Source organism: Mongoliitalea lutea (assembly GCF_014652135.1).
In the GTDB taxonomy this organism is placed as follows: Bacteria; Bacteroidota; Bacteroidia; order Cytophagales; family Cyclobacteriaceae; genus Mongoliitalea; species Mongoliitalea lutea.
In genome coordinates this window covers 135,587-162,150 of the sequence record NZ_BMYF01000007.1, presented here as the reverse complement: position 1 = coordinate 162,150, position 26,564 = coordinate 135,587, and the positions used below count along the sequence as shown (strand labels likewise).

Annotated in this window: 20 protein-coding genes; 11 read left to right on the top strand and 9 right to left on the bottom strand. The window is 39.5% G+C overall.

All coding sequences use genetic code 11. The features are described from left to right. Window positions 1-12: 12 nt before the first annotated feature. The 5 genes from IE080_RS07440 to IE080_RS07420 form a co-directional block, all read right to left on the bottom strand. Complete coding sequence (locus IE080_RS07440; protein WP_189580086.1) at window positions 13-3,243, bottom strand: response regulator; 3,231 nt, start codon at window positions 3,241-3,243, stop codon at window positions 13-15. A 77-nt stretch (window positions 3,244-3,320) separates the two neighbouring features. Continuing rightward, window positions 3,321-3,626, bottom strand: coding sequence for a thiamine-binding protein (locus IE080_RS07435; RefSeq protein WP_189580084.1), 306 nt, complete (start codon window positions 3,624-3,626; stop codon window positions 3,321-3,323). Then, window positions 3,627-6,146, bottom strand: a complete 2,520-nt coding sequence (locus IE080_RS07430) for an OmpA family protein (protein ID WP_189580082.1) — start codon at window positions 6,144-6,146, stop codon at window positions 3,627-3,629. It abuts the gene before it with no gap. A 2-nt stretch (window positions 6,147-6,148) separates the two neighbouring features. Next, the gene (locus tag IE080_RS07425) at window positions 6,149-7,306 is read right to left on the bottom strand and encodes a hypothetical protein (RefSeq protein ID WP_189580080.1); all 1,158 of its coding nucleotides are present in this window, start codon (window positions 7,304-7,306) and stop codon (window positions 6,149-6,151) included. Window positions 7,307-7,431: 125 nt separating this feature from the next. After that, entirely contained in the window at window positions 7,432-7,716 is a 285-nt protein-coding gene (locus IE080_RS07420) for an SGNH/GDSL hydrolase family protein (RefSeq protein ID WP_189580078.1), read from the bottom strand. A gap of 244 nt (window positions 7,717-7,960) precedes the next feature. Here IE080_RS07420 and IE080_RS07415 point away from each other — a divergent pair, with 244 nt between their 5' ends. Next, on the top strand, window positions 7,961-8,986 hold the full coding sequence (locus tag IE080_RS07415) for a DUF4407 domain-containing protein (protein WP_189580076.1): 1,026 nt from the start codon (window positions 7,961-7,963) through the stop codon (window positions 8,984-8,986). Between the two features lie 97 nt (window positions 8,987-9,083). Here IE080_RS07415 and IE080_RS07410 read toward each other — a convergent pair whose 3' ends face one another. Then, window positions 9,084-9,833, bottom strand: a complete 750-nt coding sequence (locus IE080_RS07410) for a DUF5995 family protein (protein WP_189580074.1) — start codon at window positions 9,831-9,833, stop codon at window positions 9,084-9,086. Window positions 9,834-9,904: 71 nt separating this feature from the next. On the opposite strand from IE080_RS07410, the gene IE080_RS07405 reads away from it, so the two are divergent. Continuing rightward, entirely contained in the window at window positions 9,905-10,381 is a 477-nt protein-coding gene (locus IE080_RS07405; RefSeq protein WP_229800545.1) for a hypothetical protein, read from the top strand. 418 nt (window positions 10,382-10,799) lie between these two features. Here the strand turns inward: IE080_RS07405 and IE080_RS07400 are convergent, their stop codons facing one another. Both IE080_RS07400 and IE080_RS07395 read right to left on the bottom strand, forming a co-directional pair. Beyond that, the gene (locus IE080_RS07400; RefSeq protein ID WP_189580072.1) at window positions 10,800-11,213 is read right to left on the bottom strand and encodes a DUF779 domain-containing protein; all 414 of its coding nucleotides are present in this window, start codon (window positions 11,211-11,213) and stop codon (window positions 10,800-10,802) included. A 226-nt stretch (window positions 11,214-11,439) separates the two neighbouring features. Further along, a complete protein-coding gene (locus IE080_RS07395; RefSeq protein WP_189580070.1) occupies window positions 11,440-12,966 on the bottom strand; it encodes an aldehyde dehydrogenase family protein in 1,527 nt (508 codons plus the stop codon). A 186-nt stretch (window positions 12,967-13,152) separates the two neighbouring features. Between IE080_RS07395 and IE080_RS07390 the strand changes: the two genes are divergently transcribed. From IE080_RS07390 to IE080_RS07375, 4 genes are all read left to right on the top strand, one after another. After that, window positions 13,153-14,079, top strand: coding sequence for an AraC family transcriptional regulator (locus IE080_RS07390; protein ID WP_189580068.1), 927 nt, complete (start codon window positions 13,153-13,155; stop codon window positions 14,077-14,079). Window positions 14,080-14,522: 443 nt separating this feature from the next. Beyond that, complete coding sequence (locus IE080_RS07385; protein WP_189580066.1) at window positions 14,523-15,257, top strand: glycosyltransferase family 2 protein; 735 nt, start codon at window positions 14,523-14,525, stop codon at window positions 15,255-15,257. Further along, window positions 15,254-17,518, top strand: a complete 2,265-nt coding sequence (locus IE080_RS07380; RefSeq protein ID WP_189580063.1) for a lipid-A-disaccharide synthase N-terminal domain-containing protein — start codon at window positions 15,254-15,256, stop codon at window positions 17,516-17,518. The genes IE080_RS07385 and IE080_RS07380 overlap by 4 nt, the downstream gene beginning before the upstream one ends. A gap of 54 nt (window positions 17,519-17,572) precedes the next feature. Continuing rightward, window positions 17,573-19,261 (top strand): potassium channel family protein, encoded by a 1,689-nt coding sequence (locus tag IE080_RS07375; RefSeq protein ID WP_189580060.1) that lies wholly within the window; start codon window positions 17,573-17,575, stop codon window positions 19,259-19,261. Window positions 19,262-19,314: 53 nt separating this feature from the next. Here IE080_RS07375 and IE080_RS07370 read toward each other — a convergent pair whose 3' ends face one another. After that, the gene (locus tag IE080_RS07370; protein ID WP_189580057.1) at window positions 19,315-21,822 is read right to left on the bottom strand and encodes a TonB-dependent receptor; all 2,508 of its coding nucleotides are present in this window, start codon (window positions 21,820-21,822) and stop codon (window positions 19,315-19,317) included. Between the two features lie 244 nt (window positions 21,823-22,066). Between IE080_RS07370 and IE080_RS07365 the strand changes: the two genes are divergently transcribed. The 5 genes from IE080_RS07365 (at window position 22,067) to IE080_RS07345 (ending at window position 26,449) form a co-directional block, all read left to right on the top strand. After that, complete coding sequence (locus tag IE080_RS07365) at window positions 22,067-23,140, top strand: sensor histidine kinase (RefSeq protein ID WP_189580055.1); 1,074 nt, start codon at window positions 22,067-22,069, stop codon at window positions 23,138-23,140. After that, the gene (locus IE080_RS07360) at window positions 23,137-23,874 is read left to right on the top strand and encodes a LytR/AlgR family response regulator transcription factor (RefSeq protein ID WP_189580052.1); all 738 of its coding nucleotides are present in this window, start codon (window positions 23,137-23,139) and stop codon (window positions 23,872-23,874) included. Before IE080_RS07365 ends, IE080_RS07360 begins: the two co-directional genes overlap by 4 nt. A gap of 141 nt (window positions 23,875-24,015) precedes the next feature. After that, window positions 24,016-24,492: a nucleoside deaminase gene (locus IE080_RS07355; protein ID WP_189580049.1), complete on the top strand. Its 477-nt coding sequence runs from the start codon at window positions 24,016-24,018 to the stop codon at window positions 24,490-24,492. Window positions 24,493-24,504: 12 nt separating this feature from the next. Continuing rightward, window positions 24,505-25,035, top strand: coding sequence for a hypothetical protein (locus IE080_RS07350; RefSeq protein ID WP_189580046.1), 531 nt, complete (start codon window positions 24,505-24,507; stop codon window positions 25,033-25,035). Between the two features lie 151 nt (window positions 25,036-25,186). Further along, window positions 25,187-26,449 carry an NAD(P)/FAD-dependent oxidoreductase gene (locus IE080_RS07345; protein WP_189580043.1) on the top strand — a complete coding sequence of 421 codons (1,263 nt, stop codon included), beginning with the start codon at window positions 25,187-25,189 and terminating at the stop codon, window positions 26,447-26,449. Window positions 26,450-26,564: the final 115 nt, after the last annotated feature.

Sequence of the window (26,564 nt, the reverse complement as noted above, 5' to 3'; positions counted from 1 at the left end):
TAGGAATGAAAATCACAACAACTTCTTTTCAATCTTGTATTTCAAGTCTTTAAAATTAGCTAAGGCTTTTTTACTTGCAGCAATAGTCATGACAGGATTATCCATTTCCTCCATTGCACGGATGCTTTGGGAAAATTCACTCATACAAAGGCTACCGGTTAATCCCTTTAGTTTGTGTAGTAGGTTAAACTTTTCTTTTTCATCTACCATGACAACTTTACAAAGCTTTTCAAGACTTTCTTCAATTTCTGCAAATCCTTGAAGCATAATGCTGCGCAAAAGTTCAGCATCGTTGGCCAACATTTCTAATAGAGATTCATAATCAAACTCTTCTTTCCTAAGAGGAGAGTCATCGTTCTCCACTCGTTTGAATATTTCTTTTACTAAATCCAGAATCTTTTGCTTTTCTAATGGTTTAGTCATGAAATAATTCATGCCTGCCTCTAAGCACGCTTCTTTTTCTGATTGCAATGCACCAGCTGTCAGTGCAATGATAGGTGTTTGGGATGAAGAACCCGATTCTATCTCTCGTATTTTTTTTGTTGCTTCATAACCATCTAGGATTGGCATATGAACATCCATGAAAATCAGGTTCGGTTGATTTAGCTCAAAAGCATTTACCGCATCTTCACCATTTTGCGCTTCAATGATTTCTGCCTTGGGGAAATAGGAAGTTAAAATGGTTTTAATCAATATCATATTTAACGGTACATCTTCAGCAATTAGTATTTTGAAAGGACCATCGGCATGTAGTTCAAATTTTTGTTCACTTGATTTAGAAAGGTTGTTTTTTAAATCTCTGTCATCTGCAAGACTAAGTAAGCAATTAAACAATTCAGATATTTTTGCAGGCTTAATTAATTTTGCATCAATCTCTAAATTCAAAAAGCGTTCATCACTTTGGATATCATCCACAGAACTGTAAAGGAGTATTTTTGGTTTTTTCCCTTTAAAGGTTGCAATTATCTTTTTAGCTTCTGCTATCGTAGTTAATCCATCCATAAAAGGCATATGATAATCTACTATGAGAATATCGAATTTTTTTTCCTCATCAAGGATTTGCAAAGCATTTAAACCGTTATCAGCCTCTTCTGTTTCAATTTTCCAATGATGTAAAATATCTGATAAAATTTTTCGGTTATTTGCATTATCATCGATCAATAATATTTTCTTAATACTAGAAAATTCTTTTATTCTATTGTTTACTTTTGATTTGTAAGGTCGTTTTATTGAAAAATAAAAAGTTGAGCCAACTCCCACTTGACTCGAAATTTCAATTTGAGAGTCCATTTTTTCAGCCAGCATTTGAGATATAACCAGACCTAGACCTGTCCCTCCAAATTTTCTAGTGGTAGAAGAGTCAGCTTGAGAGAAAGACTTAAATAGTTTTTGTTGTTGTTCTTCTGAGATACCTATTCCTGTATCCCTTATTGAAAAGGTGTATTTTCCAACTTCTTGCTCTGTTGGATAATCCTCAAATTTCACAATCAACTCTACTTCACCTTTGTTCGTAAACTTTATTGCATTACTCAAAAGATTGACAAGTATTTGCTTAAGGCGAATGGGGTCAACAATTATATATCTAGGAATATCAACCTGTATATTGAGTAGTAATTCTAAATCTTTAGAAGATGTATTGAATTTAACGATGTCAGCAGTTTGTTCTATTAGTTCTACAATATCAGTCTCTACTTCTTCCAATTCTAGTTTTCCCGCTTCAATTTTAGAAAAGTCTAAAATATCGTTAATGATGCCAAGTAATGAATGAGCAGAGGAGTTGGCACTTTCAACATACTGGAGTTGAACTTCGGATAGCTCTGTATTTATCAATAAGTCAGTAAAGCCAATTACTCCATTTAAAGGAGTTCGGATTTCATGGCTCATATTTGCAAGAAACTCTGATTTTGCTTTGTTTGATTTTTCTGCTTCTTCTTTAGCCTCAATTAAAGACCGTTCTAAAGCGCTTTTAGTGCTAACACTGACCAATAATTCACCAAATATTTTTAAAAGCTTTTTTTCTGAATCTTGAAACTTATGAACATCATGTACCCAATCGAATCCAACAAATCCAATCAAATTGCCCTCATTCAGCATAGGGAAAGTAAGCAGCGTTTTTATACCTTGTGGTTCAAGAATGGATTTTAAGTTTTCATCCTCTAAAACTTCAATGTCGGGAACTTCGAATAGTAATCCCATTTGATGTTTTTCAATCCATGAAGGGATAAACTCAATCGGTAAACCCTGTAAGTTTTCAATTTCTGGACTGATACCCTCGGCACACCATTCATAGGTGTTGGAAGCTGTATTTTCCAGAAAATTATAATCAAAAACATAGCCTCTGTCCGCTTGCACAAACCTTGAAATTCTGGAAAGAGATTCGTTGATTGTTTTGGATAGGTCTTCAATTTTGGTGTTGATGTAGGTGGAAGAAATATCGATCATCAAGGTCTGAAGTTCGATTTGTTTATCGATCTCCTCTTTGACCAATTGCTGATCCGTGATATCCTGTGTCAGCCCAATAAGTTTGTTTGGGGTGCCTTCCTCTTGAATGAGTAGAATTTTTAGTTTCACCCATTTGAATGTACCGTTCTTCAAATGAATTTTACCTGTAAATTCAGCTTCTTTACCTGTAACAATAACCTCTTCTGAAATCTTCTGAATCTTTACCTGATCTTTCTTAGTGTAAAAACTGAATGCCCTTTCCAGATCCATTCCGCTTTTTTCAGGTAATTCATGAATTTTATAAAGATTTTCAGTCCACTTTAACTCCCTGGTCTTTAAATTTAACTCCCAAGAGCCCATTTTTGCCATACTCACGGCTCTCTTTAAATATGCATTGGTATAGACTAGTTCCTCTTCGATTTTCTTGCGTTCGGAAATATCCCTGGAAGTGGCAACAATATACCCCTGACCTTCGATGGATAAGTGTTTGACAGTGACTTCCACAGGAAACTTCTCTCCGGATTGCTGATGCACGTTAGTGCCCTCCATGATCATATGTGGAATTTGTTTCAATTCTTGAACATGCGAATGCCAAACGGAATGATCTTTAAAAATCTCTTCAAAATCCCAAACATAATACTTGCTAGCATCTTCCTTTGGAATTCCCAACCTATTAGAGGCCTCCTCATTGATGTAAAACAAATTTCCATTTTCCAAAGAAACCTGTGTCGCATCCGAAGTGTTATCCATCAATTGCTTTAAAAGTGTAAGGTTATCAGGGTTTTGTACGGGTGAATCCATGAAAGGAAATGCTAAAGTGAATTTATAAATTATTATTGCAATATAATTTAGATTCTCGTAATACTATGTAAATTTTATTAAGATTGTTTTGTGGAGTACTTACTAGTTTTTTCTTCCATAGTTACGTCAGCTTTATTTCGAACCTGCATACGGTAATAGACCAATATTTCGTCCGCTCCTGCTTCTAATACTGCATCCTGCGCTTGCTTAGCTATTTCCATGAGTAAGGACTGAGGTCCTTCCATAACCGTTTCAAATGGAGTCACCACATAACTAACCCCTGATTTTTGTATAACTTCTATGGCTCGATCTACCAACGAATAAGCATCGAGTGTTTTACTTTTTGGGACTATTTGGATGCCTAAATTGATGTGCTGTTCCATTTATTTTTGTGCTGTTTTTTCGATAATGATGACTTCTACTCTCCGATCTTGTGAATCTGAGCGTTGCGTATTTCCTCTTACAATCTTTCCCCCTTCTGAGAATTCCAGTTGAGATGCATCTAGTCCAAAAGAATCAACCAAAGCTTTCCCCACGGATTTCGTGCGTTCATCCGCTAGCTTGAGATTATATGCCAAACTTCCCGTGTTATCGGCATAACCTGAAATGCTCAAGGAATAATTGGGATTGTCCTTGATAAATTCGACCAATGGCATTAATTTTTTTAACTCAAGCTCGGAAGGTACTCGCTGATTGATGTCAAAGAATATCAATACTTTAGAAGGGATTAAGCGTATGCTTTCAACCTCCGGTGAAGGGGTAATTATAAGTTCCTCCTTTTCCTCTGTAGCCAAAGAATCCAAATTTTTAGGGGCTACAGCAATGGAGTCCCAATCCATTGATAGGAGTGTTGTCCCGGTCCATGCTAATCTAGCTGGAACTGATTCATCCACAGGGATTTTTAACACAGGCACATTTAAACTATCTGAGGCAAGAGGTTCAGCTATTGGTGTTAGAGATTCAGCTTCAACTTTTAATTCATCTTCTTCTTTTCTATCATTTGAAGATAAAACAGAACTGACAGCAGCCCCTGCAAATAGTCCTCCCAGGAAGGAAGTGCCATTGGCACGACGCTCTTCTCTTCTAATTGCTTTTCTTTCTTCTTTCTGAATAGCTCTGGCATTTCTTCGGGCACTTCCGCTATCATCTACGATAACCCGTTGGTTTTGCGTGCTTGTTATAGGAGTGCTTGTGTTCGTCGGTTGCTGACGTAAAGTAGCATTTTCCTGTCGAAGTCGTTGGATTTCGGATAAGTAAAAATTATCCAAAGCAGCATTTCTTTGAGCTAACTCATTGCTTTGTGTGACGCTGTTGCTTGGTCGGCTCTCTGTTGGCTGCGAAGCCTGATTACGGGAGCTAGCATCATTTGAACCTGTTGCAGGAGAAGTCCGAGTAGCAGGAGCGCTGCTTTCCATGGATGTCCTGCTGCTTTCAATACTGCTCACTCCTGAAGATTCATTCATGGGAGCTCTTTTTTGCTGAGGTGCAGGCGAGATTGGTGTATTGGCGGGAATTAATGGATTGAAGTCATCCAAAGCTGACCGCTCAACAAACTTATTTTGGTAAACATTACTTTTCTCAGCTATCAAACTATCAATTTTAAAGTAGCTTTTATTTTTGACCAATTGCATGGAATCCAAGCTTTTTTGCAATTTCTGTGCGTTTGCAAATGCTGCTGAGTCAAGTTCTTTGGTGGATAGCTCATTAGCCAATAACCGATTTCTTAGCTGTTCATTTTGTGCTTGAAAATCCCGCATCATAGCTTTGCTGGAAGTTTGCGCAGAGTCTAAGTAGCGAACCTTTCGCTGCTCGGATAAAATTTGTCTATCCAAGAGTTGAAGCTGAGCATTTCGAATACTCAAGATCTCTCTGTCTTCTGAATAAATATCGGTCGGAACAAAGCGTTTGTCATCAGTAGATGCCACCGATATTTCAACTGGTTCTTCCACAATCGCAAGAGGAGTAAATGGTCGGAGTGGGATGACGGAGGAAGCTACGAAGCTCTTTTTGTTGAATCCAAAGTTGAAGCGTAAACCAGCCCCATGATTAATGATCCAATCTACTCGATTATTTGGATTTCCTCTATAATCTGTCAATAAATTTACAGGAATTCCGGTAGGGTTGGATGCGCGTGCCTGGAGTTCACTGTCAAAGTTTTCCCGGTATTTGCCCGACACATCATCCAAGTGGTTGGTGAAAGCCCGTAAAATATCTGTTTGCAGGAATAATTCAAGCCTAGAAGAAAGGCGAAACCGAATTCCCAAGCCTAGATTGGCATAGAACGTCCGTTGATCAAAGGCCTGTTCTGCCTCCAATTCATGCAGGGCTGTTTCAAATTGTCTGTTTTGAATCAGGTTTGCTTGGGTGAAGTCGTAGAAATTTCCAACATCATCCAATAGGTCTCCGAATACCTTGAAGTCCAGCATCCCAAATCCCAAGTTGAGGTATGGAGCGATAAATGCAGTAGAAGAAAGGAAACGGTCATTGTCCGTTTTCAAAGAGAACCCTATTCCATAATCGCGGCTTTGATTGCGGAAGTTAAGGCCTCTGTCAAAATTAGGTGCATCCAGCCACAACTCTCCATTTTTATCCGTGAACCGATCATTCATAGAGAAATCATAAAAACCATAGCGCAGATAAAAACCAATAGTATTACTCAGCCTTCGCTCCAAGGTGATCTGATAAGAAGCTCCCAAATTTTTATTGGGGTTGTAGTCCAGCACTTGTCTGATGGCTTCCCAATCTAGGATTCCTTCGAAGCGGTAGGGGGTCAAGTCTCCATAATAATTGCTATACCCATAGGTCGCGCCTAATCTCCAATTGAATTCCTTTTGCTGGGCCCATAACGCATGTGTACTGATCCAACAAAGAAAAAAAAACAGTATTTTTTTAACAGGATGCATGCTTACCTCCTGTTTTTAAGTCCCAACCATAAATTGAACTCCAAACTCAATCCGGCAAAAGGTTGAATATAGGTTTGTCGACCTGTACCGCCTACTTCATCCATATTAAGCATTACTGCTCCTATATTGAATCGGAATACTTGAAATACTTTATATCCCAAACCAGCATAAATAGGAAGACCTATGAGGTCTCCTTTGATGGACTCTCCCGATGAAGCTTCAAAATTGGTTAAGAAAATACCAGTGGAAAAAGAGGCATTACCGAGGAATTTGGTAAAGTTTCGGTTGCCTAAAGGAACAGAAAATCCCACATAAGGACCATGTAGATATTCAGTTGAGAATAATTGCCGTTTGATAGGAATGGTAGCATATCCGAAATTCAAAGGAAGCGAATTCTGTTTCTTTTCGGTGATATAATTCAGGACTTTCCGTTCATCCGCTAATACCAAGAGATTATTTCCTAGGTATTGCTTTACCTCATTGCTGACGGTGGCTGTTAACTCCTCTAAGTATTTATCCGCATATTGGGCTTTGGTGTTATCTCCAGCATTCTTTCTCAGAATATTCAGGTTCGCTCTTTTGAGCTTCAACTGTTTACTTTGATTCAGTTTTTGGGTGACCACATCGCTGAAGCCATTAAAATCCCTGCCTAAAAAGTTTCTATAATCCATCAAACCTTGGATAACGATTTGTTCGAGTTGATTTTGTACGACTCCTAGGCCATTGTTGCTCTTGATGCCGCTCTTTCTTACCTCGAAGTTACCTCTTATATAAGCCTCTAAATTTTTTGTAATGGCATCATTCACAAAGTCAATCTGTTGTTCATCCGCCCGAATAAAATATTGGAAAATCAGATCATAGTTTTCATTGTTTCGCAGGGGGTTGCTGATCAAAATCTCGAAATCATTCGCTTCAAAGTCAAAGGCCTTTCTCCAATTATAGGATTGTCCTGACCGCTTTCCAGTTTTGAATACATCCAAACTTACCATTTCCACGCCAATGGGAAGTTGACCGCTGATGTAAAAGCGCTCTTCAGAAGGCAATGCTCGATTATTGTTGATTTCATTGGAAATAATGTTAAACCGAACTCCAGTGACCTGAGCATCAATTGAATGAATGATACAATATGAGAAAAGGGTCAATAAGATAAAAGATTTCATATGTGGTTTCATTTAATAATGTGTAAAAGATAGTTGGTGACTATTGTATTTTTGGTGGGTGTAATTGCAATTTAACTAATTTTTATGCAATAAAAAACAGTTTGAGTCATTATTTCTAGCCTTTTTTATGATTCATCTTCATTTGATTGTAGAAAAAATTTGATTACCTTATTCCACTGTTCATATCCTTGTTCCTTGAGATGCAAATTATCTTCAATAAAGTAATCAGGATTGGGTTCGCCTTGTGAATTTAAGAGAGCTGACCAACGATCGATAAACTCTAAATAGGACTGACCTTCTGTAAATAGCTTGAGGAGGTTATTCAATTCTTCATACTCAGTTTTTAGATGCCGGCGGCTGATGCATAGAAAGAAGCAAAGGATGGAGTAAATGCTAAGTATTACTTTCATGGATTATGAATTAATTGAAGAAAATAATGTCCGTAAATGAGACAGTAACTGTTCAAAATTACGCACAATTTTCAGTCCAAAAGCTAATTTTAACAAACAAGGGCCTTGAGTTCAATTTTTTTAATTCTTCCTAAAGGCATTTAATCACCGGAAATGGCCCTTCTATCCCTAGTGATTCCTTATCTTCTTATTCTATTGATTTTTTGTCCGCTTTTTGAGAGGTTGGACGTACACGAACACAGGTATGAACACACTCAAAAAATTCTTTCTATTTGCATCCGGATATTACTTGCCTTTGTTGAAGCGCTGTCCCAGTGAGGAGCAGAAAGTAGCAGGTATAGGAGCCACTATTTTCTTTACGGCACTCTTGGCAGTGTTTGCTGCAAGTTATGCTTGTTGGATCATTTTTCAGTCTATGGGCTTGGCACTCGTGTTTGGTTTAGTTTGGGGTTTGATGATTTTTAATTTGGATCGTTTTATTGTGTCTTCTATCCGCAAGAAGAACAGTTTTTGGTCAGAGTTGAAAATAGCTTTTCCGCGAATAGTCTTTGCAGTCTTGCTTGCCATGGTCATTGCCAAACCTTTGGAGTTGCGGGTCTTTGAGCGGGAAATCGATCGAAAACTGGATGAGGAGCGTATAGAGCTTTTTAAAGCCAGTAAGCTAGCCTTGGAAGCCGGTTTTCAAGAAATTGAACAGCTTCGGGAAGAAAAAAGTAACTATGATCTAGACCTTTCAAATAAGGTTGCCTTTCGGGATAAATTGCAGGAAGAATATGACTTCGAGCGCTTTGGGGTGAAATCGTCCAGCAGTAGCGGGATGGTAGGTTTGGGGACCAATGCCAAAAAGAAAGAAGCCCAGTTGGATGCTGCGCAAAGGGAGCTAGAAGTTTTTTCTGGGTATGTTCAATCCAAAAAGGATAGCCTGGATCGACGTATTGCATACTTGGAAGACTTGAAAACCCAAGAATTGGCAAAAATCCAGCCTTCTATTGATGGCTTTGATGGACTAGGTGCACGCTTGGATGCTTTACGAGCAGTGGGAGAGGAACGCCCCAGTATTTCCTTGGCAAGTACGATGATCATGTTGTTATTGATTGCCCTGGAATGTGCCCCCATCTTAGTGAAATTATTAGCTCCCCGAGGGCCTTATGACGAGTTGTTAGAACTAACCGAACGAAGGGTATCCGTGTTTGCCCAGGAGCAAACCTTCAAGCTTGAGCAAGCTTCTGAGCAGCGTATAGCTGAATTCGGGAAGGTTGTGGAAGGGTAGATGATGGGGTAAGGATGGGTTTTCCGAAATAGATTAAAACCAAGAGCTCAAAAAACCAGCCCCTTTGTCAGGATTATTCAAACATGGGGTACTAGATTCAAGATCCTCCGATGTGTTCGAGGTCTTCAATAATGGAAGGAACAGATTTCCATTCCGTGAGTGCAATCAGTCGCATAATAAAACTGATGCGCCTTCCAGGAGTAATCATTCCTTGGGCAAGCCCAGCGATGACGAGGTCCCGTTGATGCAAGTTGTGACTACGGTTGTTGCTCTTAGCATATTCATTGGCGAATTTCCAAGCGCCTTTTCTAGCCACTTTGATGCTGAAATTTGCCAAAATCTCATCTTTTCCTTTGGCTAAAGGTACAAGCAGTTTGAAAAGCGGGGAAAATCTGCTGATCTGTTGTTTGGTATCATCAACCAATTCCCCTAAGACCACGTTGATGTAATTGAAGTCTGCCTCAATTAGGTATAAATCTTTATGATTCATTGTCTCCGACGCTGCAATTCCCAAATCCAAATTGATGTGGGCATTCATGCCTAAAAGCAGGTGTTGCATGACTGTAAGCTGTTTATTGGGCGCAGTTTGGAACGTTAACAGCCAACTTTGGGTAGGAGTGTCCTCTTGTATATAGGCATCGTAGGCATCGATAAAGCGTTTGGCGAAGATCACATCCAGCTTTTCCATGCGGGGATTGTCTTCGAATTCTTTTCTGTCGATTCCGTTTTTTATTCGGATAGTCACTTGTCGGTAAAGTACCGCGAAATACCCTACACGATTTTTTTGAACCTTACATTCCTCGATAATCTGATCTAAACGATAAATGATTTCTGTAATTGTGTTCATATTTTGCAGGGACTTAAAATTTTCTTTTATTGTGAGTCAATTGCTCAAAATATTATAAACAATTCTAAGGTATGAAAAAATTATGTTTTCTGTTAATTTTCCTTTTTGGAAGTATGTTGACATTTGCGCAAGAAGCCAATAATCCAGTTAAAGAATGGAAAATTGTAACCGTGGTTGAATCCATTGTACCCATGGGCCTTGGTCGCTCTCGAATAATTGAGAATATGACGGATGTTGATACCGAGGTTTTCAGAACTTCTCGAACAGATGGGAAGCGGTCCAGTCAGCGATCTGTCAGCCGAAAGGAATTGAAAGTGGATAAGTTTGACGAGACTAAGCTTTTAAATTTTTTCTCCGGGGTTGGTATTAATTTCCAGAATATCGCATCCAATGATGCTATGATTGGTGCCCGTATCATGGAGCTAGAATCAGAAGGCTTTTCGTTGGTGTATGTAACCTCAGGCGTTGAAAGTCATGCCGGAGAAGGAGATAGTACAGGGTTATTTATCACCCGTATGTTTTTTTCGAGAATGGTTCAGGTGGATTGACAGACCTATAGCATGAGTTCAACTCCCACCGGAGTTGTTATGTGATATTGAACTTTATTAATCCCCGAGTGCCAACTCGGGGAAAAGGGTGTTTTACAATTTTGGCCCTTAACTCCGGAGGAGTTAAACAAAGCTTGGCTAATTCTGGATGTAAAACAAATGAGCTAACTCCAGAGGAGTTAACTACCGCAGTTTATTAGCCTCGAGTGCCAACTCGGGGTAAAGCAAGTCATATAATTTTGGCCCTCCCTACTCCAGAGGATTTAAACTAAGGTTGGCTAATTCTGGAGTTAGCACAAATGATCTAACTCCAGAGGAGTTAACTACCGCAGGTTATTAGCCCCGAGTGCCAACTCGGGGTCAAGCAATTATACAATTTTGGCCCTCCCAACTCCGGAGGAGTTGAATTTCACACGATTTACATTTTTAAAAGCCCCTTCTCCATCATTTCTTCCCCCGTTTTGGTTGGAATCAGATTTTCCAATTCCTCCATGGTAAATAACCGCGACCGAATCATAAACCTGATACCCATTGGAATCTCAATGGAAAAACTACTACCCCTACCGGGCGTAACATCTAAGGTCAATTGCGTGTGCTTCCAATATTCAAACTGATCCTGATTCATAAAAAAATCACAACCATAAACCTTACCCATCCAAATATCGCTTCCCCCAACTTTAAAATCCCCCTTTTCAAAACACATAGGAGAAGAACCATCACAACAGCCCCCACTCTGATGAAACATCAGATCCGTTCCAAAACGCTTCCGCAAGGTATCTATGGTTTCGATAGCTGCTTCGGTTAAGATGACTCTGGGGATGTGGTTTTTCATGAGGTGTTTTAGATTTTAGAAACGAGAAATTAGAAGCGAGAGACGAGAAAAGAGACAGTATTAAGAAATATTAGGAACTAAGGAACTTTTCCAAAGTTGCAACTTTGGAAAAGTTCCTAAAGAGACTGCTCACTGTCAACACTTCGGTGGCTTCGACTTCGCTCAGCCACCGAATGTTGTCACTGCATACTCTCTCTAATCTCTAGCCTCTCGTATCTAACTTCTCCTAAAAAAAGCCTAACTTATTTTTATTATACGAAATCAACATATTTTTGGTCTGACGGTAGTGGTTGAGCATCATCAGATGGTTTTCTCTACCGAAACCGGATTTCTTGTATCCTCCAAAGGGTGCATGGGCTGGATAAGCATGGTAGCAATTGACCCATACGCGACCTGCTTGGATGGCTCTTGGGATCTGATACAATTCATGGGCATCTCTAGACCATAAGCCTGCACCTAAACCGTACATCGTATCATTGGCGATAGCAATAGCTTCCTCGGTAGTTTTGAAAGTGGTTACGGATGTCACCGGGCCAAAGATCTCCTCTTGGAAGATACGCATTTTGTTATGACCCTTAAAGATGGTTGGTTGGATATAGTAACCTCCTTCGAGTCCGGAGTTCAAGGCAGCCTTATCACCACCGCAAAGTACTTCTGCACCCTCTTGTTTACCGATATCTAAGTAGGAAAGAATTTTCTCAAACTGGTCATTCGATGCCTGAGCTCCCATCATGGTATCTTCAGCCAAAGGATGCCCCATTTTGATGGCTTTGGTTCGGGCAACTACGCGCTCCATAAATTTATCATAAATATCTTCGTGTACCAGAATTCTGGATGGGCAGGTACATACTTCCCCTTGATTCAGCGCAAATAGCACAGCACCTTCCACAGCTTTATCGAAGAATTCATCATCTGCATCAGCCACGGATTTCATAAAGATATTCGGTGATTTTCCACCAAGTTCCATGGTTACGGGAATTAAGTTCTCGGAAGCATATTGCATGATCAAACGACCGGTAGTAGTCTCTCCCGTAAAGGCAACTTTTGCCACTCTAGGTGAGGTGGCCAAAGGTTTTCCTGCTTCAGGTCCAAAACCGGAGACCACATTCAATACCCCCGGAGGAAGTAAATCACCGATCAGTTCCATCAATACCATGATACTCGTAGGTGTCTGTTCTGCTGGTTTTACCACAGTACAACACCCAGCTGCCAAGGCTGGAGCAATTTTCCAGGTAGCCATCAAAAGTGGGAAGTTCCATGGGATGATTTGGGCAACAACTCCTAGTGGTTCATGCAAGGCAATACTAACGGTATGTTCATCGTGCTCTGAAATCGAGCTTTCATCTGCTCGGATAACACCTGCAAAATAACGGAAATGGTCCACACATAATGGCAAATCAGCTGCGCGGGTTTCCCTAAGTGCCTTTCCGTTGTCAATAGTTTCCACACGGGCAAGCATTTCCAGATTCGCTTCAATTACATCGGCGATCTTATTTAGGATGCGGCTACGTTCTGCAGCAGAGGTCTTTGACCAAGCAGGAAATGCAGCATGTGCTGCATCCAGAGCTTTTTCTACATCTTGTTTGTTGCCTCTCGCTGCTTTTGAAAAAGCCTTCCCGTCAATAGGGGAGATATTATCAAAATATTCTCCTGAAGCAGGAGCGATCCACTGACCACCTATATAATGGTCATACTTTTCTTTAATCTGAGGTCTTTCAACAGGGCTTGCCTGTGATAAGGTTAATGTTGACATAATTTTGAGGTTGATTTTAGGTTTCGTCAAATTTCTTCTATAAAATTTTAAAAAAATCCACCTCTATTGCGGGATTATAGACCTCTATTGATAAATCGGTAATTTTGTGCTAGAAACAAGTTGGCCTCAAGGCTCGTAATCCTTAAATAAAATTCTTATTATTGATACATTAAACCCAAAAGAATCATGAGTTCACAATTTATTGCAGGAGTACCTTGGAGGAATGAAAAGGACCTCCGGACATTAGTGGAAAACCGGACTACTTACACGCTGAGCAATTGTGAACTGAATATTTTTGAAACACATCAACAGGCAGCCGATGTCAACTTATGTTTTGGTGACTTGGTCTTGACAACCATGTTGAAGGGGAAAAAGGTTATGCACCTAATTGATAGACCTGGTTTTGATTACCTACCTGGAGAATCCGTGATCGTTCCACCCAATGAAGTGATGAAGATTGATTTCCCCGAAGCACAACTGGATAATCCTACGCAGTGTATCGCCTTATCCATTTCCAAGGAAATGATCGAGGATACCTTTAATATGTTAAATGAGAAATTGCCCAAAAAAGAGCTTACCGCTGAATGGGGTTTGGACCTTTCCTATTTTCATTTGATCAATACCAACGATTTGTCAGAAATAATCAATCGATTTATCAAAATAGGCGTAAAGGAACGTTCCCGTGAAAAGGACCTGATTGCATCCTTTGCCCTGAAAGAATTGCTGATTCGTCTCACCCAAACCCAAGCAAGGGAACTACTGGAGCAATCCTATCAAACGCTTGCCCTGTCCAATCGTCTAGGTTTTGTGGTAGATTTTATTAAAAATAATGTACGTGAACATCTTACCTTAGAAAAACTCGCGGAAAAAGCCTGTATGAGTAAGGCTCACTTTTGCAGGACCTTCAAAAATGAATTAGGCCTTAGTCCGATGGATTACATACTAAAAGAACGATTAAAATTAGCCAGACAGTATCTTCAATTGGGCTCTCATCAAATTCAGGAGGTATGTTTCATGGCAGGTTTTAATAATACTACGTATTTCATAAGGACATTTAAGAAAGAGTTTGGGGTGACTCCTAAAGTATTTCAATCCCATTTGTCTTATGGATGACCATTTTTTTTTATTGTCTAAATAAAATTTCTTAAAAGTTTTATTGATTTTTGTTATGTTTTTGTTAGGTTTAGAAAATTTTGGTGTTTTAAAATTACGATCAATCAAGAAATCGCCAAAGTTTATATGGCTATAGTCAGTTACAATTTAACCCAAACCTGGAGTCTTTTTTGAAGACTCCTTTTTTTTTGGTTAAAAAAATAACCATAAATATCTTTTTTTACATCAAATTTTATTTTTTTGGTTTAAAATTTAACTAGTATAATTCAAATTGTAAAAAACTTATATCATAGTGCTTTAAAATCAGGGCTATTTCTGATTTGTTTGGTCTTTACGTACTAATTGTGGTTTAATCCAAATCTTATTCTTTGTTGGGGTATTTTAACAAAAAAAATAGGCCTTAGGTTAAAAGTTGGTTACTTTTGTATATGCGTTCCCATACTATGCCTAAAGCTTTAACCATCATCATACCTGTTTACAACGAAGAAGGAAATATTTTTAGAATTCAAGACGCCTTGAATCAATACCTAGAAAAGTCCACTTTAAATGTATGTGCACTTTTTGTAAATGATGGTTCTACCGATACAAGTTTAGCTTTGATACAGCAAATTTGTAAAGCCAACACACATATGGGATTTATTTCATTTGATAAGAATAGAGGCTTAAGTGCTGCTATTAAGGCAGGGATAGATTATGCGACTACTGATTATGTAGGCTATATGGATGCAGACTTACAAACATCTCCTTTAGATTTTTGTTCCTTCGAACCTTTTCTTGAAAGCTATGAATTGGTTACAGGAGAGCGTCAACATAGACAGGACGGCCTAGGGAAGCGTTTTTCATCGAATTTTGCCAATTGGTTTCGGAACAGCTTTCTACAGGATGGGATGAAGGATACAGGCTGTCCGTTAAAAATATTCCAACGGGAGTTTGCATTAAAATTGCCTTACTTTAATGGTGTGCATCGCTTCTTTCCTGCCCTTACGCAGATTTATGGAGGCCAAGTGAAAGTGCTTCCTGTGCAGCATTTTCCCCGTCAAGCTGGTGTTTCAAAGTTTAATGCCCTCAATCGGATTGTGCAACCCTTATTGGATACGCTCCTAGTGCATAGACTTAAAAAGCGTTTCATACAATACAACATTGCAGCATCCCAAAAACCTCAGATTCCTGTCAAATGAGTAATTTTCTGGTCATTGGTTTGGGCCTGATTGCCCAAGGCTTGTTTTCTGCACGTTTCATCGTGCAATTGTTGCAGTCCGAGAGAGAAAATAAAGTAGTCTCACCCAGCTTATTTTGGCAATTGAGTTTACTGGCCTCTTTATTATTAATGGTATATGGATTTTTTAGATCCGATTTGGTTATTGTTGGGGGGCAATTGGTGGGCTATCTGATTTATATCCGCAACCTGCAATTGAAGGGAGATTGGGATGGTTTGCCTACGTTTATCCGTTGGACTGCCTTTTTGCTTCCTGCATTGATGGGGTTATTTTTAGTTTTTGGAATTGATTATAATTGGGATAAGTTTTTGGATAACCCTGAGATTGAGGGTTTATTGTTAACATGGGGGACGCTAGGGCAACTTATCTTTACCTCCCGCTTCGTCGTTCAATGGCTGTATTCGGAAAAGAAGCAAGAATCAGCTTTTCCCGTATCATTTTGGTACATCAGTTTGGTTGGGGCAAGTATCATTGCTGTTTATGCGATATTCCGAAAAGATGCGGTGCTATTCATAGGGCAGGCATTTGGGCTTTTTGTATATGGTAGAAATCTCATGCTCCATCATGCGGCAAGATTAGAGCGCTCCATGGATTTTCTTCGGAAGTTTAAAGCCTACCGATTTCCTGCATTAATGCTATTTACAGCAGCTGTGTTGTTTTTTAATTTAGGGAATTGGGAGGTGACAGAAAGTTCAGAAGCGCGCTACGCACTGATCCCTATGGAAATGGTGGAGTCAGGGGACTATATGCACCCGACCTTAATGGGGATTTACCATTATCACAAACCCCCGATGACTTATTGGATTACTGCTTTGGCTTACAAGATATTCGGAGTTTCTTCCTGGTCTGCACGGTTTTTTCTGCAAGTAGCCTTGCTGCTTCAAGTTTGGTTGGTTTACAAAATCGGCAAGATGCTGCTACATACAGATAAAAAAGCATTCTTGGCAGCCATGCTGTATGCCTCCTTTCCGGCTTTTATTATTGGAGGCAGAGCACTGACGACGGATGCATACTTGGCAGTTTTTGTGCTTGGGGCAGTATGGTTTTGGTTGAAGTATCTAAAAGATGCCCAGGTTGCACAACTTTTGGGTTTTTATTGCATGCTAGGGTTAGGGTTCTTAACCAAAGGTCCGGTGGTGTTAATCGTTCCTGTGATTTTGCTTGTAGTTGGGAGATTTCAGGGGAGGAAGGGTGATTTGGGGCTTTCTTGGCATTTGTTGGGCTCCTTAATTTTTGTAGGGATAGGCTTTTCTTGGTTTATCTTACTTTATCTGGAAGATCCACAGTTCTTGGATTACTTCGTATTTAAACACACGGTACAGCGATTTGCAACAGATACATTTAGCAGAAGTCAGCCATTTTGGTTTTATGGAGCGATTGTTTTGGGAACGGCTTTTCCGTGGATTCTGATAGTTTTTTCGAAGATCAAAGAACTGCTAGTCGATAAAAAATCTGTTCAGTTTTGGTTGTTGGCTTGGACGATCATTCCTTTGATTTTCTTTTCCATCAGCAAGTCAAAACTTATTCTCTATATCCTTCCGGTCTATCCGGGGATTGCCTTATTAGCGGTTGCGGTTTGGATAGGCCTTTCAAGACAAACGCAAAAAAAATGGGATAGGGTCTTATTTGCTTTTCAAGTCTTGATTTTATTGGGATTAGCGCTTAGTCCTTTGATAGAACCGAAGTTAGTGCTGAGTTACAAATTTTATTTCTTGTTAATCATCACCGCCTCTGTCTTAATTTCAATTCGGGTGATTCCATTTAAAGTGGCAGACCGTTCGGTTTTTGGAGCCTATTTATTTGTGATGGGCATCACGGCTGCTTCCACGTATTTTTTTGGAGCAAATGCTGATTTGGTCAACGATCAAAAACAAATCGCAGCTTTTATTCAAGAAGAGCTCCCAGAGAAAGCTGATGTATTGATTTACAATAAGCGTATGCCTTCTATGGCCTTCCTTACAGATAAAAATATCATCTCCTTATATGATGGGGATGAAAGTTTGAATCGGGAAACCCAATTTGAACGTACAGATGCTTGGAAGGAAAACCTGATCAATCTTCAGGAAGAGCCTGAATGGTTATTCCAACGCGATATGGGAAATGTGATTCTCATGGTGCGTAAAAACCAATTGGAAAAGTTTCCTGAAAAATTTCCACTGCAACAGTTCAATGTGAAAGAAGATTTTGGAAAGTGGGTCTTGTTGTTCAAAAAAGATATGTGATTTCGCTCTCTTTTTCTACATTTAACCAGTGAGGTAATACAAAATGATACACAAATGAAAATTTTATTGACCCAAATCAGTTATTTCATCAAAAACAAGCCTGATAGAAGGAATTTAAAGTTGCTTTTTAATTTCACAATCGTTCTCTTTTTAATCATTGCAATTTTTACAGCTGCATTTCATTATTTGATGTATTTGGAAGGCAGGGAATATTCATGGTTGACGGGCCTTTATTGGACGTTGACGGTAATGTCAACATTGGGCTTTGGAGATATAACCTTTGAAACTGATTTGGGCAGAACTTACAGTGTTTTTGTATTGCTGACGGGGATGTTGTTTTTGTTAATCCTTTTCCCATTTACCTTTATCAATTTCTTTTATTCGCCTTGGATGAAGGCCCAGGAGCAAACAAGAGTTCCTAAGGAGTTGGAGGAAGGTACGAAAGGCCACGTAATTTTAACAAATTATGATCCTGTAACGCAGGCATTGATTAAAAAGCTCAATCGAATCAATGTGCCTTATGTGGTACTTGTTAAAACCTTCGAAGAAGGCTTGAAATTGAGGGAAATGGATATCCGAGTGATGCTTGGTGAGCTCGATGATCCAAAAACCTACATCAATGCCCGTGTCAATGATGCTTTATTGGTGGCGACCACGACCACAGATGTGATGAATACCTCCGTTGCCTTCACAGTTAGGGAGGTTAGCCCGAGAGTTCCTATCATTGCAAGCTGTAATTTTGAGGCTTCAGAAGATATTCTTGAATTAGCCGGATGTAATCATGTATTACGTTTAGGTGAAAATATGGGGATATTTTTGGCTAGAAGGGCAAGTGGGGGAGATGCCTCTGCCCAGATTATCGGGAAATTTGAGGATTTACATATTGCGGAAGCTTCTGTAAAGGGCTCCCAACTGGTAGGTAAACAGCTTCGAGAAACACAATTAAGAGAACAAGTCGGTGTAAGCGTATTGGGAATTTGGGAAAGAGGGTATTTTGAAACAGCTTTCCCGGAGACCTTGATAGAAGAAAATACAGTCTTAGTATTGGCAGGAACGGAAGAACAGATTGAAAATTATAACAAAAATTATTGTGTTAAAAAGCCTACTACTGCACCGCTCGTAATTATTGGGGGAGGAAGGGTTGGTAGGGCGACCGGTAGGGCTCTTGCTGCAAGAGGCCTGGATTATAGAATCGTAGAAAAAGTTCAGGAAAGAATCAAAGATACGGGCAAGTACGTCTACGGAGATGCAGCGGATTATGAGACCCTTTGCAGAGCGGGTATTCAGGAAGCGCCTTGTGTGATTGTTTCTACCCACGAAGATGATGTCAATACCTATTTGACTATCTATTGCCGTAAACTGCGTCCGGATATTCAGGTTATCACGCGTGCTACCTATGACCGTAACTTGAGTACCATTCATCGTGCAGGTGCAGACTTTGTGCTTTCCTATGCGTCCATGGGCTCAAACAACATCTTGAACTTACTGAACCGTAGCGATACCTTGATGGTGGCAGAGGGCTTGGATTTAATAAAAATCAAGGTTCCTGAAGCCTTGGCCGGTAAAACCATCGCTGAAAGTGATATCCGAAAAGAGACAGGTTGTACCGTAATAGCTTTGAAACGTGCAGGAGGGATGGAGGTCAATCCTGAACCTACCTGTATCTTAGAGGAAGGAACGGAAATGGTATTGATCGGTACAGTGGAAGCGGAAAATAAGTTTTTTAAGGAATACAAAGTTTGACATAAAAAAACTGCCAGAAATATTCCGGCAGCTGTTCAAATTATCAATCTATGTTAATTCATGTTTTCATTGCCTTCACCTCCGCCTTTCAAGTCGTCATTGGTGACTCCTCTTCGTTTTCTTCGGCTAGGCTCCATCGTTAATTTACCCAATCTATAATTAAAGTTAACCTTAAAGTTCATGTTGCGCATCCCGATGGTACTTTGCTGCATTATGGTAGGAGTGATCAATTCGTTGTTGATTCTAAACACTGGGGTAAAGAAGTTTTCAGCGCCAAATCCAATACTACCTCTCTTTTCATTAAACTGCTTGTTGATATTCAAACTGTAAATCCCGAAGGCTCCAGCTGTTCCCTGTAATTGAACTTGCCTTCCACGCATAAAGGCGAAAGACTGTAACTGCCAGTTGTTAGGTAAGGAGTAGTTAGCGAAGATTCTACCGGAGAATACAAATCCATCATTAGCTGCTGCATACAAAGGATCGTCCAAGCCATTATTTAAGCGTGCATAGTATCCGTCCACACTACCATTCAAAGAGAATTTATCCGATAGTGTGATGTTAGAGAAAATGCTTAAGCCGTATGCTTTTTCACGTCCAATATTTTCGAAGGTAGTAAAGATGATATCATCTTCCTGCACCGTTCTTACAGGCTGAATGGAACCAGTCGTATTTCTGAAAAACGTCGTGAAATTAATGGTAGTTCCCTTACTGAATGTACTGTAAGAAAGCTCGTAGTTATCCGTCAATTCAGGATCCAACAAGGGATTACCCTGGGAGATTTGCTGAGGGTTGGCCGCATTGATGTTTGGATTCAGGAAGTTGAGAGAAGGTCTCTGCACACGCTTATTATAAGCAGCTTTGATCATTCTGCCATTTTCCAATCTTCTGCTCAAATTGACACTAGGGACGATTACACCATAGGAAGGGATATCCGCTTCGATTTCTGAATTTCTAAAATCAGCACTGATGGTGGTGTATTCATAACGTAAACCACCTTTGAAAGCATATTTTTTCAGGAAATTGGTAGTGTAAGAAGCATAAGCTGCAGTTACATTTTGATCGTAGGTAAATTCATTAGAAAAGTTGACATCGTCAATTTCTACAAATTCTCCATCGGAGCCCGTTGCGGTGAAGTAAGCAAAATCACTGGTTGCTCTTCTCAAAATGTTTTTCGCTCCGTACTCTAAAATTTTGTTTTTGCTATTGGCTATTGGCGTTACATAGTCCAACTGAATGGTGTATTCTTGATTTGTTCCTAAGTTATTATTTTTAATTCTGCTTAGGATATCATCAAAGGTGCCATTGTACAGGCTGTTGATAAAATCATTGGTTAGGTTGTTTTGACTGTATAAGCCAGAGATGGAAAATTCCTTCAAAGGCTTTTCATAAGTCTTGGTGTAGTTGAAGTTTACATCAACATTATTAGAAAGGTTGTTAACGCTTACATCTCTCAAAACGGAACTGACTAATGTTTCTTCAAAGAAAGTTTCTGTAGATAATCCATCTTGCCAGTTTTGCATATTGCGTAACCCCAAACTTACAGAGGCAGTCAAGAAATTATATTTATCCAACTCATAATCCCAACCTAGGTTGTATCTACCGAAAATCATGTTGCTACGTGTATCGGCATACTGATTGATTTGCAAAGCAGTACCGTCTGCATTGGTTACGGTCTGTTGGTTATCAAAAAAGCCACGAATATTATATCCCGCTCTTCCAAAACCACCCAAGGTCCAGCCCATTTTTCCTCTTTTCAAACTCGCATTCAAACCAAGGTTGCTACCACGAAGACCTGCACTGGAGTTGATGTTTAACGTTGCTCCCTGTAGGTTGTTCTTTTTAGTTACGATATTGATAACACCACCTGTTCCCTCAGCATCATACTTTGCAGATGGAGAAGTGATCACTTCAATGGATTTGATTTCTTCGGCCGGAATTTGTTTCAATGCATCAGCAACGTTGCTGGCGACAATTGCTGACTGTTTGCCATTGATCAATACCAAAATATTGCTACTTCCTCTCATGGAAACATTGCCATCCATATCCACTGATAGCATAGGCACTCTTCTCATCACGTCAGTTGCATCTCCACCGATCAAGGTTTTGTCATTTTCGGCATTATAGATGGTTCGGTCAACTTTTTCTTCAAATAAATCACGCTGACCCGTTACGGTTACTTCTTGCAAGGCTACAGCTTCGGTTTCTAATTGGATTTTTCCTAAATCCACTCTGAAATTTGTTGCGCTGATAGTGATCGGTTGAGAACTGTAAGACTGAAAACCCATAAATGAAATCTGGATTTTATAGGTTCCGTCGCCAAAATTTGCCAAGATGAATTCCCCATCAAATCCAGCTACTGCGCCTGCAACCGTTTTGTCTGTTGTCGCATCAATTAATGATACAGCTGCATAAGGGATTGGCTCATCCTTGTCTTTTTCAAAAATCTTCCCGAGTATTTGATATACGGGCTTAACTGCTTCCGTCGTCTGCGCATGTGTCTGTTGGACAAGTATAGCGTTCAGTATAAGGAAAGCAATCAATAGTTGGTTTAGCGTTTTCATTTTTCGTGGATAGTTTACGGCAACAAAGGAAGAAAAGGCAGGAATCAAAAAAAAACGAACTAGACAGGCTGGGGAAATGTCTCGACGAGTTTGGGTTTTTGACAGATGAAAACAAATCGATACGATCATTCAGAATTTTATCCTTTAAAAGTTCTGTTTGGTCGGTGAGTTGCCCTGTTTGGTAGATTAGAATGGGTATTGTGTGAAATAATATTTTTCTTTACATTCGATTGACAGTGAACATATGCAAAACTTAGCCTTTAAAAGAAATATCTCGCTCCTTGTCCATATTCTCATTTGGGCATTGGTTGGGTTTATTTTATTCCTACTTTTTCCGATTTCCTCAGGATTGTCATTTCCTTTGCCTTATTGGATCAAGCAAATCATCATGTTTGCTATGTTGATTGGAATTTTTTACTTGAATTATTTTTACCTTACTCAAGAGTTCTTGTTTAAAAATCAGATTGCTAAATTCTTGATTTACAATTTTGCAGCTGGGATAGTTTATATCCTTATTTTGATAGTCTATGATGAATTATTTGGAATGCAGGAGTTGATGCATCAGGTATTTAGGCCTAACATACCCTATACCCCGAGACCCCGGAATTATTACTATGACGTATCCAATTTGCTGGTTTTCTTTATGTCTGCCGGTATCAGCACCAGTGTGGCGACTATTTTAAAGTGGCAATCGGATGAAAAATTTCGCTTGGAACTGGAGCAAGAAAAAACCAATTCCGAACTCTTATATCTAAAAGCCCAGATCAATCCCCATTTTTTCTTCAACACGCTCAATAATATTTATTCACTGGCCAATATAGACATTGAAAAGGCTAAAACAGCTTTATTGAAGTTGAGCAGGATGATGCGTTATGTGTTGTATGAAACTGAGAAAAACCATACGCTTTTAAGTAAGGAACTTGATTTCATTAAAGACTTTTTGGAGTTGATGCGCTTACGCTTGACAAGCAAGGTACAATTAGACGTACAAATTCCGGATAGGGTAGAGGAAGCAGAAATTGCTCCCATGATTCTATTACCATTTATTGAAAATTGCTTCAAACACGGCATAAGCTCCCAACAAGATAGTCCGATTTCTATACATTTGAAAAAGGAAAAGCATATGCTTACCCTTGTAACAAAGAATTCGATTGTGAAAATAGCAGAGGATTCTCCCGAAGCAAAAGCTAGCGGTATTGGTTTGGCAAATACCAAACGGAGATTAGATTTGTTGTATCCTGGTAAATTTACCCTTCAGATACGTGAGGATTTGAAAAATGCGCATTATGAAATTGAACTAACCCTAGACCTGTCATGAAAATCTCTTGCATAGCAGTAGATGATGAGCCTTTAGCTTTGGAATTGGTCTGTAAATTCATAGGACAAACTTCATTTTTAGAGTTATTGGGCCGTTTTGACAATGCAATTGAAGCCTTGCAATTTATTAATTCCACGGAGGTAGATCTCATTTTCTTGGACATCCAAATGCCGGATTTGTCAGGTATGGAATTAGCTAGGATCATTGATGGTAAACAGGGAAGGAAAAAGCCCAAAATAGTTTTTACCACGGCTTACAATCAGTTTGCAATAGAAGGTTATAAGGTCGATGCACTAGACTATTTATTGAAGCCATTCAGTTATGAGGAGTTTTTGAAGGCCACGACAAAAGCCTATGAATTCTATGAAAAACAAACACTGGAACAAGCAGTAAGTCTGGGTATCACCACATCAGACTTCATTTTTCTAAAAGTAGAATACCAATTAGTGAAGGTGATGCTGTCAGACATTTTGTATGTAGAGGCCTACAAGGATTATGTTAAAGTCCACCTAAAGTCTAAACCTAATCCATTACTTTCTTTGACAAGTATGAAAAACATGGAGGAGTTACTTCCTGCGAATGATTTTCTTAGGGTTCACCGCTCTTATATCGTCAATGTCAACCATATAGATGCCATCAGTAAAAATATGTTGCAGGTGGGAGATGCCCACTTAGCAGTTAGCGAACACTACAAAGAAGGGTTTTTGAAATTTATCGAAAAGTGGATGAAATAACCCCTTTTTGAAATAAACGGGTTTTTTTAGGATTCAAATAAGTAGAATATTCTGAAATCATGTTGGATTGTAGGGCAGAACAATTGGAAATTTGGAACATTTTCGGTTGATTTTCCGTATATTGTACTGTAAATCTCAACTATGCATTCAGATCATCAAAAATTCATGCAAATGGCTATTGACCTGTCCAGAGATGGAATGCGGTCAGGCGTGGGAGGACCCTTCGGCTGCGTCATCGTCAAAGACGGGAAAGTAGTAGGTAAAGGTTCCAATGCAGTATCCAGTAGCAATGATCCCACTGCGCATGCAGAGGTGGTCGCTATTCGAGATGCCTGCAATAATCTCGGACATTTTCAATTGGACGGGTGTATCTTATACACTTCCTGTGAGCCCTGCCCCATGTGTTTGGGAGCTATCTACTGGGCTAGACCAGCAAAAGTCTATTACGCAAATACTAAAATCGATGCGGCTCGTATTGATTTTGATGATCAATTTATTTACCAGGAATTAGAGTTGCCTTTAGAGCAGCGCAAAATTCCTTTTGAACAACTGATGAATGCTGAGGCTTGGGAGGTATTTGAAGAATGGAAAAGTAAATCAGATAAAACACTTTATTAACTAATAGAAATTATGAAAAAGGTATTGATTGTTGGAGTTTTGATCGCCTCTTTTTTGGCTGCATGCGCAGGCGAGAAAAGTATAGAACAGCGCTTCGTTTTTGAGGCGGATAAAATTGTGGATGTAGAAACTGGAGATGAGTATATCTTGGAGGATATTGAAGAATTTACGGTAGTACACACAGATGGTACTGTGGAGAAAATTCCATTAGAGGAGTCTCCTTTTTATTCAGGAACCTTTTCTGCAGAGTACTTGGAGGAACTTAACAAAAGAATGGAAGACCGGAAATTGCAATTGCTAGAGGCCAAAAAGCAAAAAATTAAAGATGCTAGAAAAGCTCGGTATGCAGAAGTAAGTGATGAGGAGCTTCTAAAGAAATTTAAAACAGGTCATGCAGATGGTTTGGAGTTGGGTATCCAAATGGACATGATTGCTGAGTTAATCGACAGAGGTGTAATATCCGAGGATGAGGCGCCTGTGATGTTGGAGATTGAACCTGAGTTGGTGGACTTAGATATCATCATTGATGCACCAGTAATGTAAGTTGCTTAATAAAAGAACCCATTTTGGGCTGTTTCGGAGGTGAATTTTGAAAAAAATAGCGCCTTTGGAAACAGCCTTTTTTTGTGATGAATATCACCGTTTTTGATGATGGAGAAGGGTATTTTTATACCATCAATCAAACAATAACTCCATGAGCCACTATCAAATTTTAATTATCGGGGGAGGTACAGCAGGAATCACCGTAGCTGCCCAATTAAGAAAAAAAGCAAAAGACCTACAAGTTGCCATTCTTGAACCATCAGATAAGCATTATTATCAACCTGCTTGGACACTCGTAGGTGCCGGGACTTATAAATTCAAGGAGACCGAGCGTCCTGAGGCTAACTATATTCCCAAAGGTGTCACATGGATTAAAGATAAGGCTGTCAGTCTTACGCCTGAAAGTAATGCTGTGATGACGGCAACAAATGGAGAGATTACCTATGATTATTTAGTGCTTGCTCCTGGCCTGATTATGGCGCCTGAATTAATACCAGGTTTGAAAGAGGCTTTAGGAAAAGGAGTAGTCTGTAGCAATTATACAGATCCTGAACATACATGGGAAGTATTGAAGAATTTTAAAGGTGGGAATGCTGTATTTACACAACCTACTACGCCAATCAAATGTGGAGGGGCTCCTCAAAAAATCATGTACATGGCAGAGGAGTATTTCCGCAAAGCTAGTGTACGTGAACAAACAAATGTGGTATTTGCGACTCCGGGAACAGTGATTTTTGGTGTAAAAGAATTTGCCAAAACTTTGAATAAAATTATTATAGAAAGAGATATTTTGTTCAAACCTCATTATGCTCCAATTAAAATTGATGCTGAAAAACAGGAGATCACCTTCAAATACACCCATGAAAACATCGCTCAATGTGCGGATACAATTGTCCCTGCATTAGGTGAAAGCTTGGTTGGAGATTCGGAGATTGTCATGAAGTTTGATATGTTACATATCGCACCTCCTCAGCAAGCACCTGATTTTGTTAGAAACTCTTCAGTTTCCATGCAAGATGGCCCTAGCAAAGGTTGGGTAGATGTAGATATCAATACCCTGCAGCATAAGCGATTCCCGAATGTTTTTTCATTGGGAGATGTGGCAGCATTGCCTACAGCAAAAACGGGTGCTGCTGTAAGAAAGCAAGCACCAGTAGTGGTGGGTAACTTAATTCATTTGATCCGTACTAATGCCATTGCTGGTTTAAAATATGAGGGCTATTCTTCCTGTCCATTGGTGACAGGTTACAGTAAAATGGTATTAGCGGAATTTAAATACAACAATGTTCGTGATTCAGATCCATTCATCTCCAAATTTGTCGACACCACCAAGGAGCAATACAGCATGTGGCTTTTGAAAAAACATGTCTTGCCGATTATGTACTGGGAAGGAATGTTGAAGGGAAGAGCTTAGAGTACCAAGTACCAAGTACCAAGTACCAAGTACCATGTACCAAGTAGGGGGGCAGGAAATAAAAAAGAATAATCGTATTTGAACAACCACCGTAACTGTCGACAGTGGACTGTGG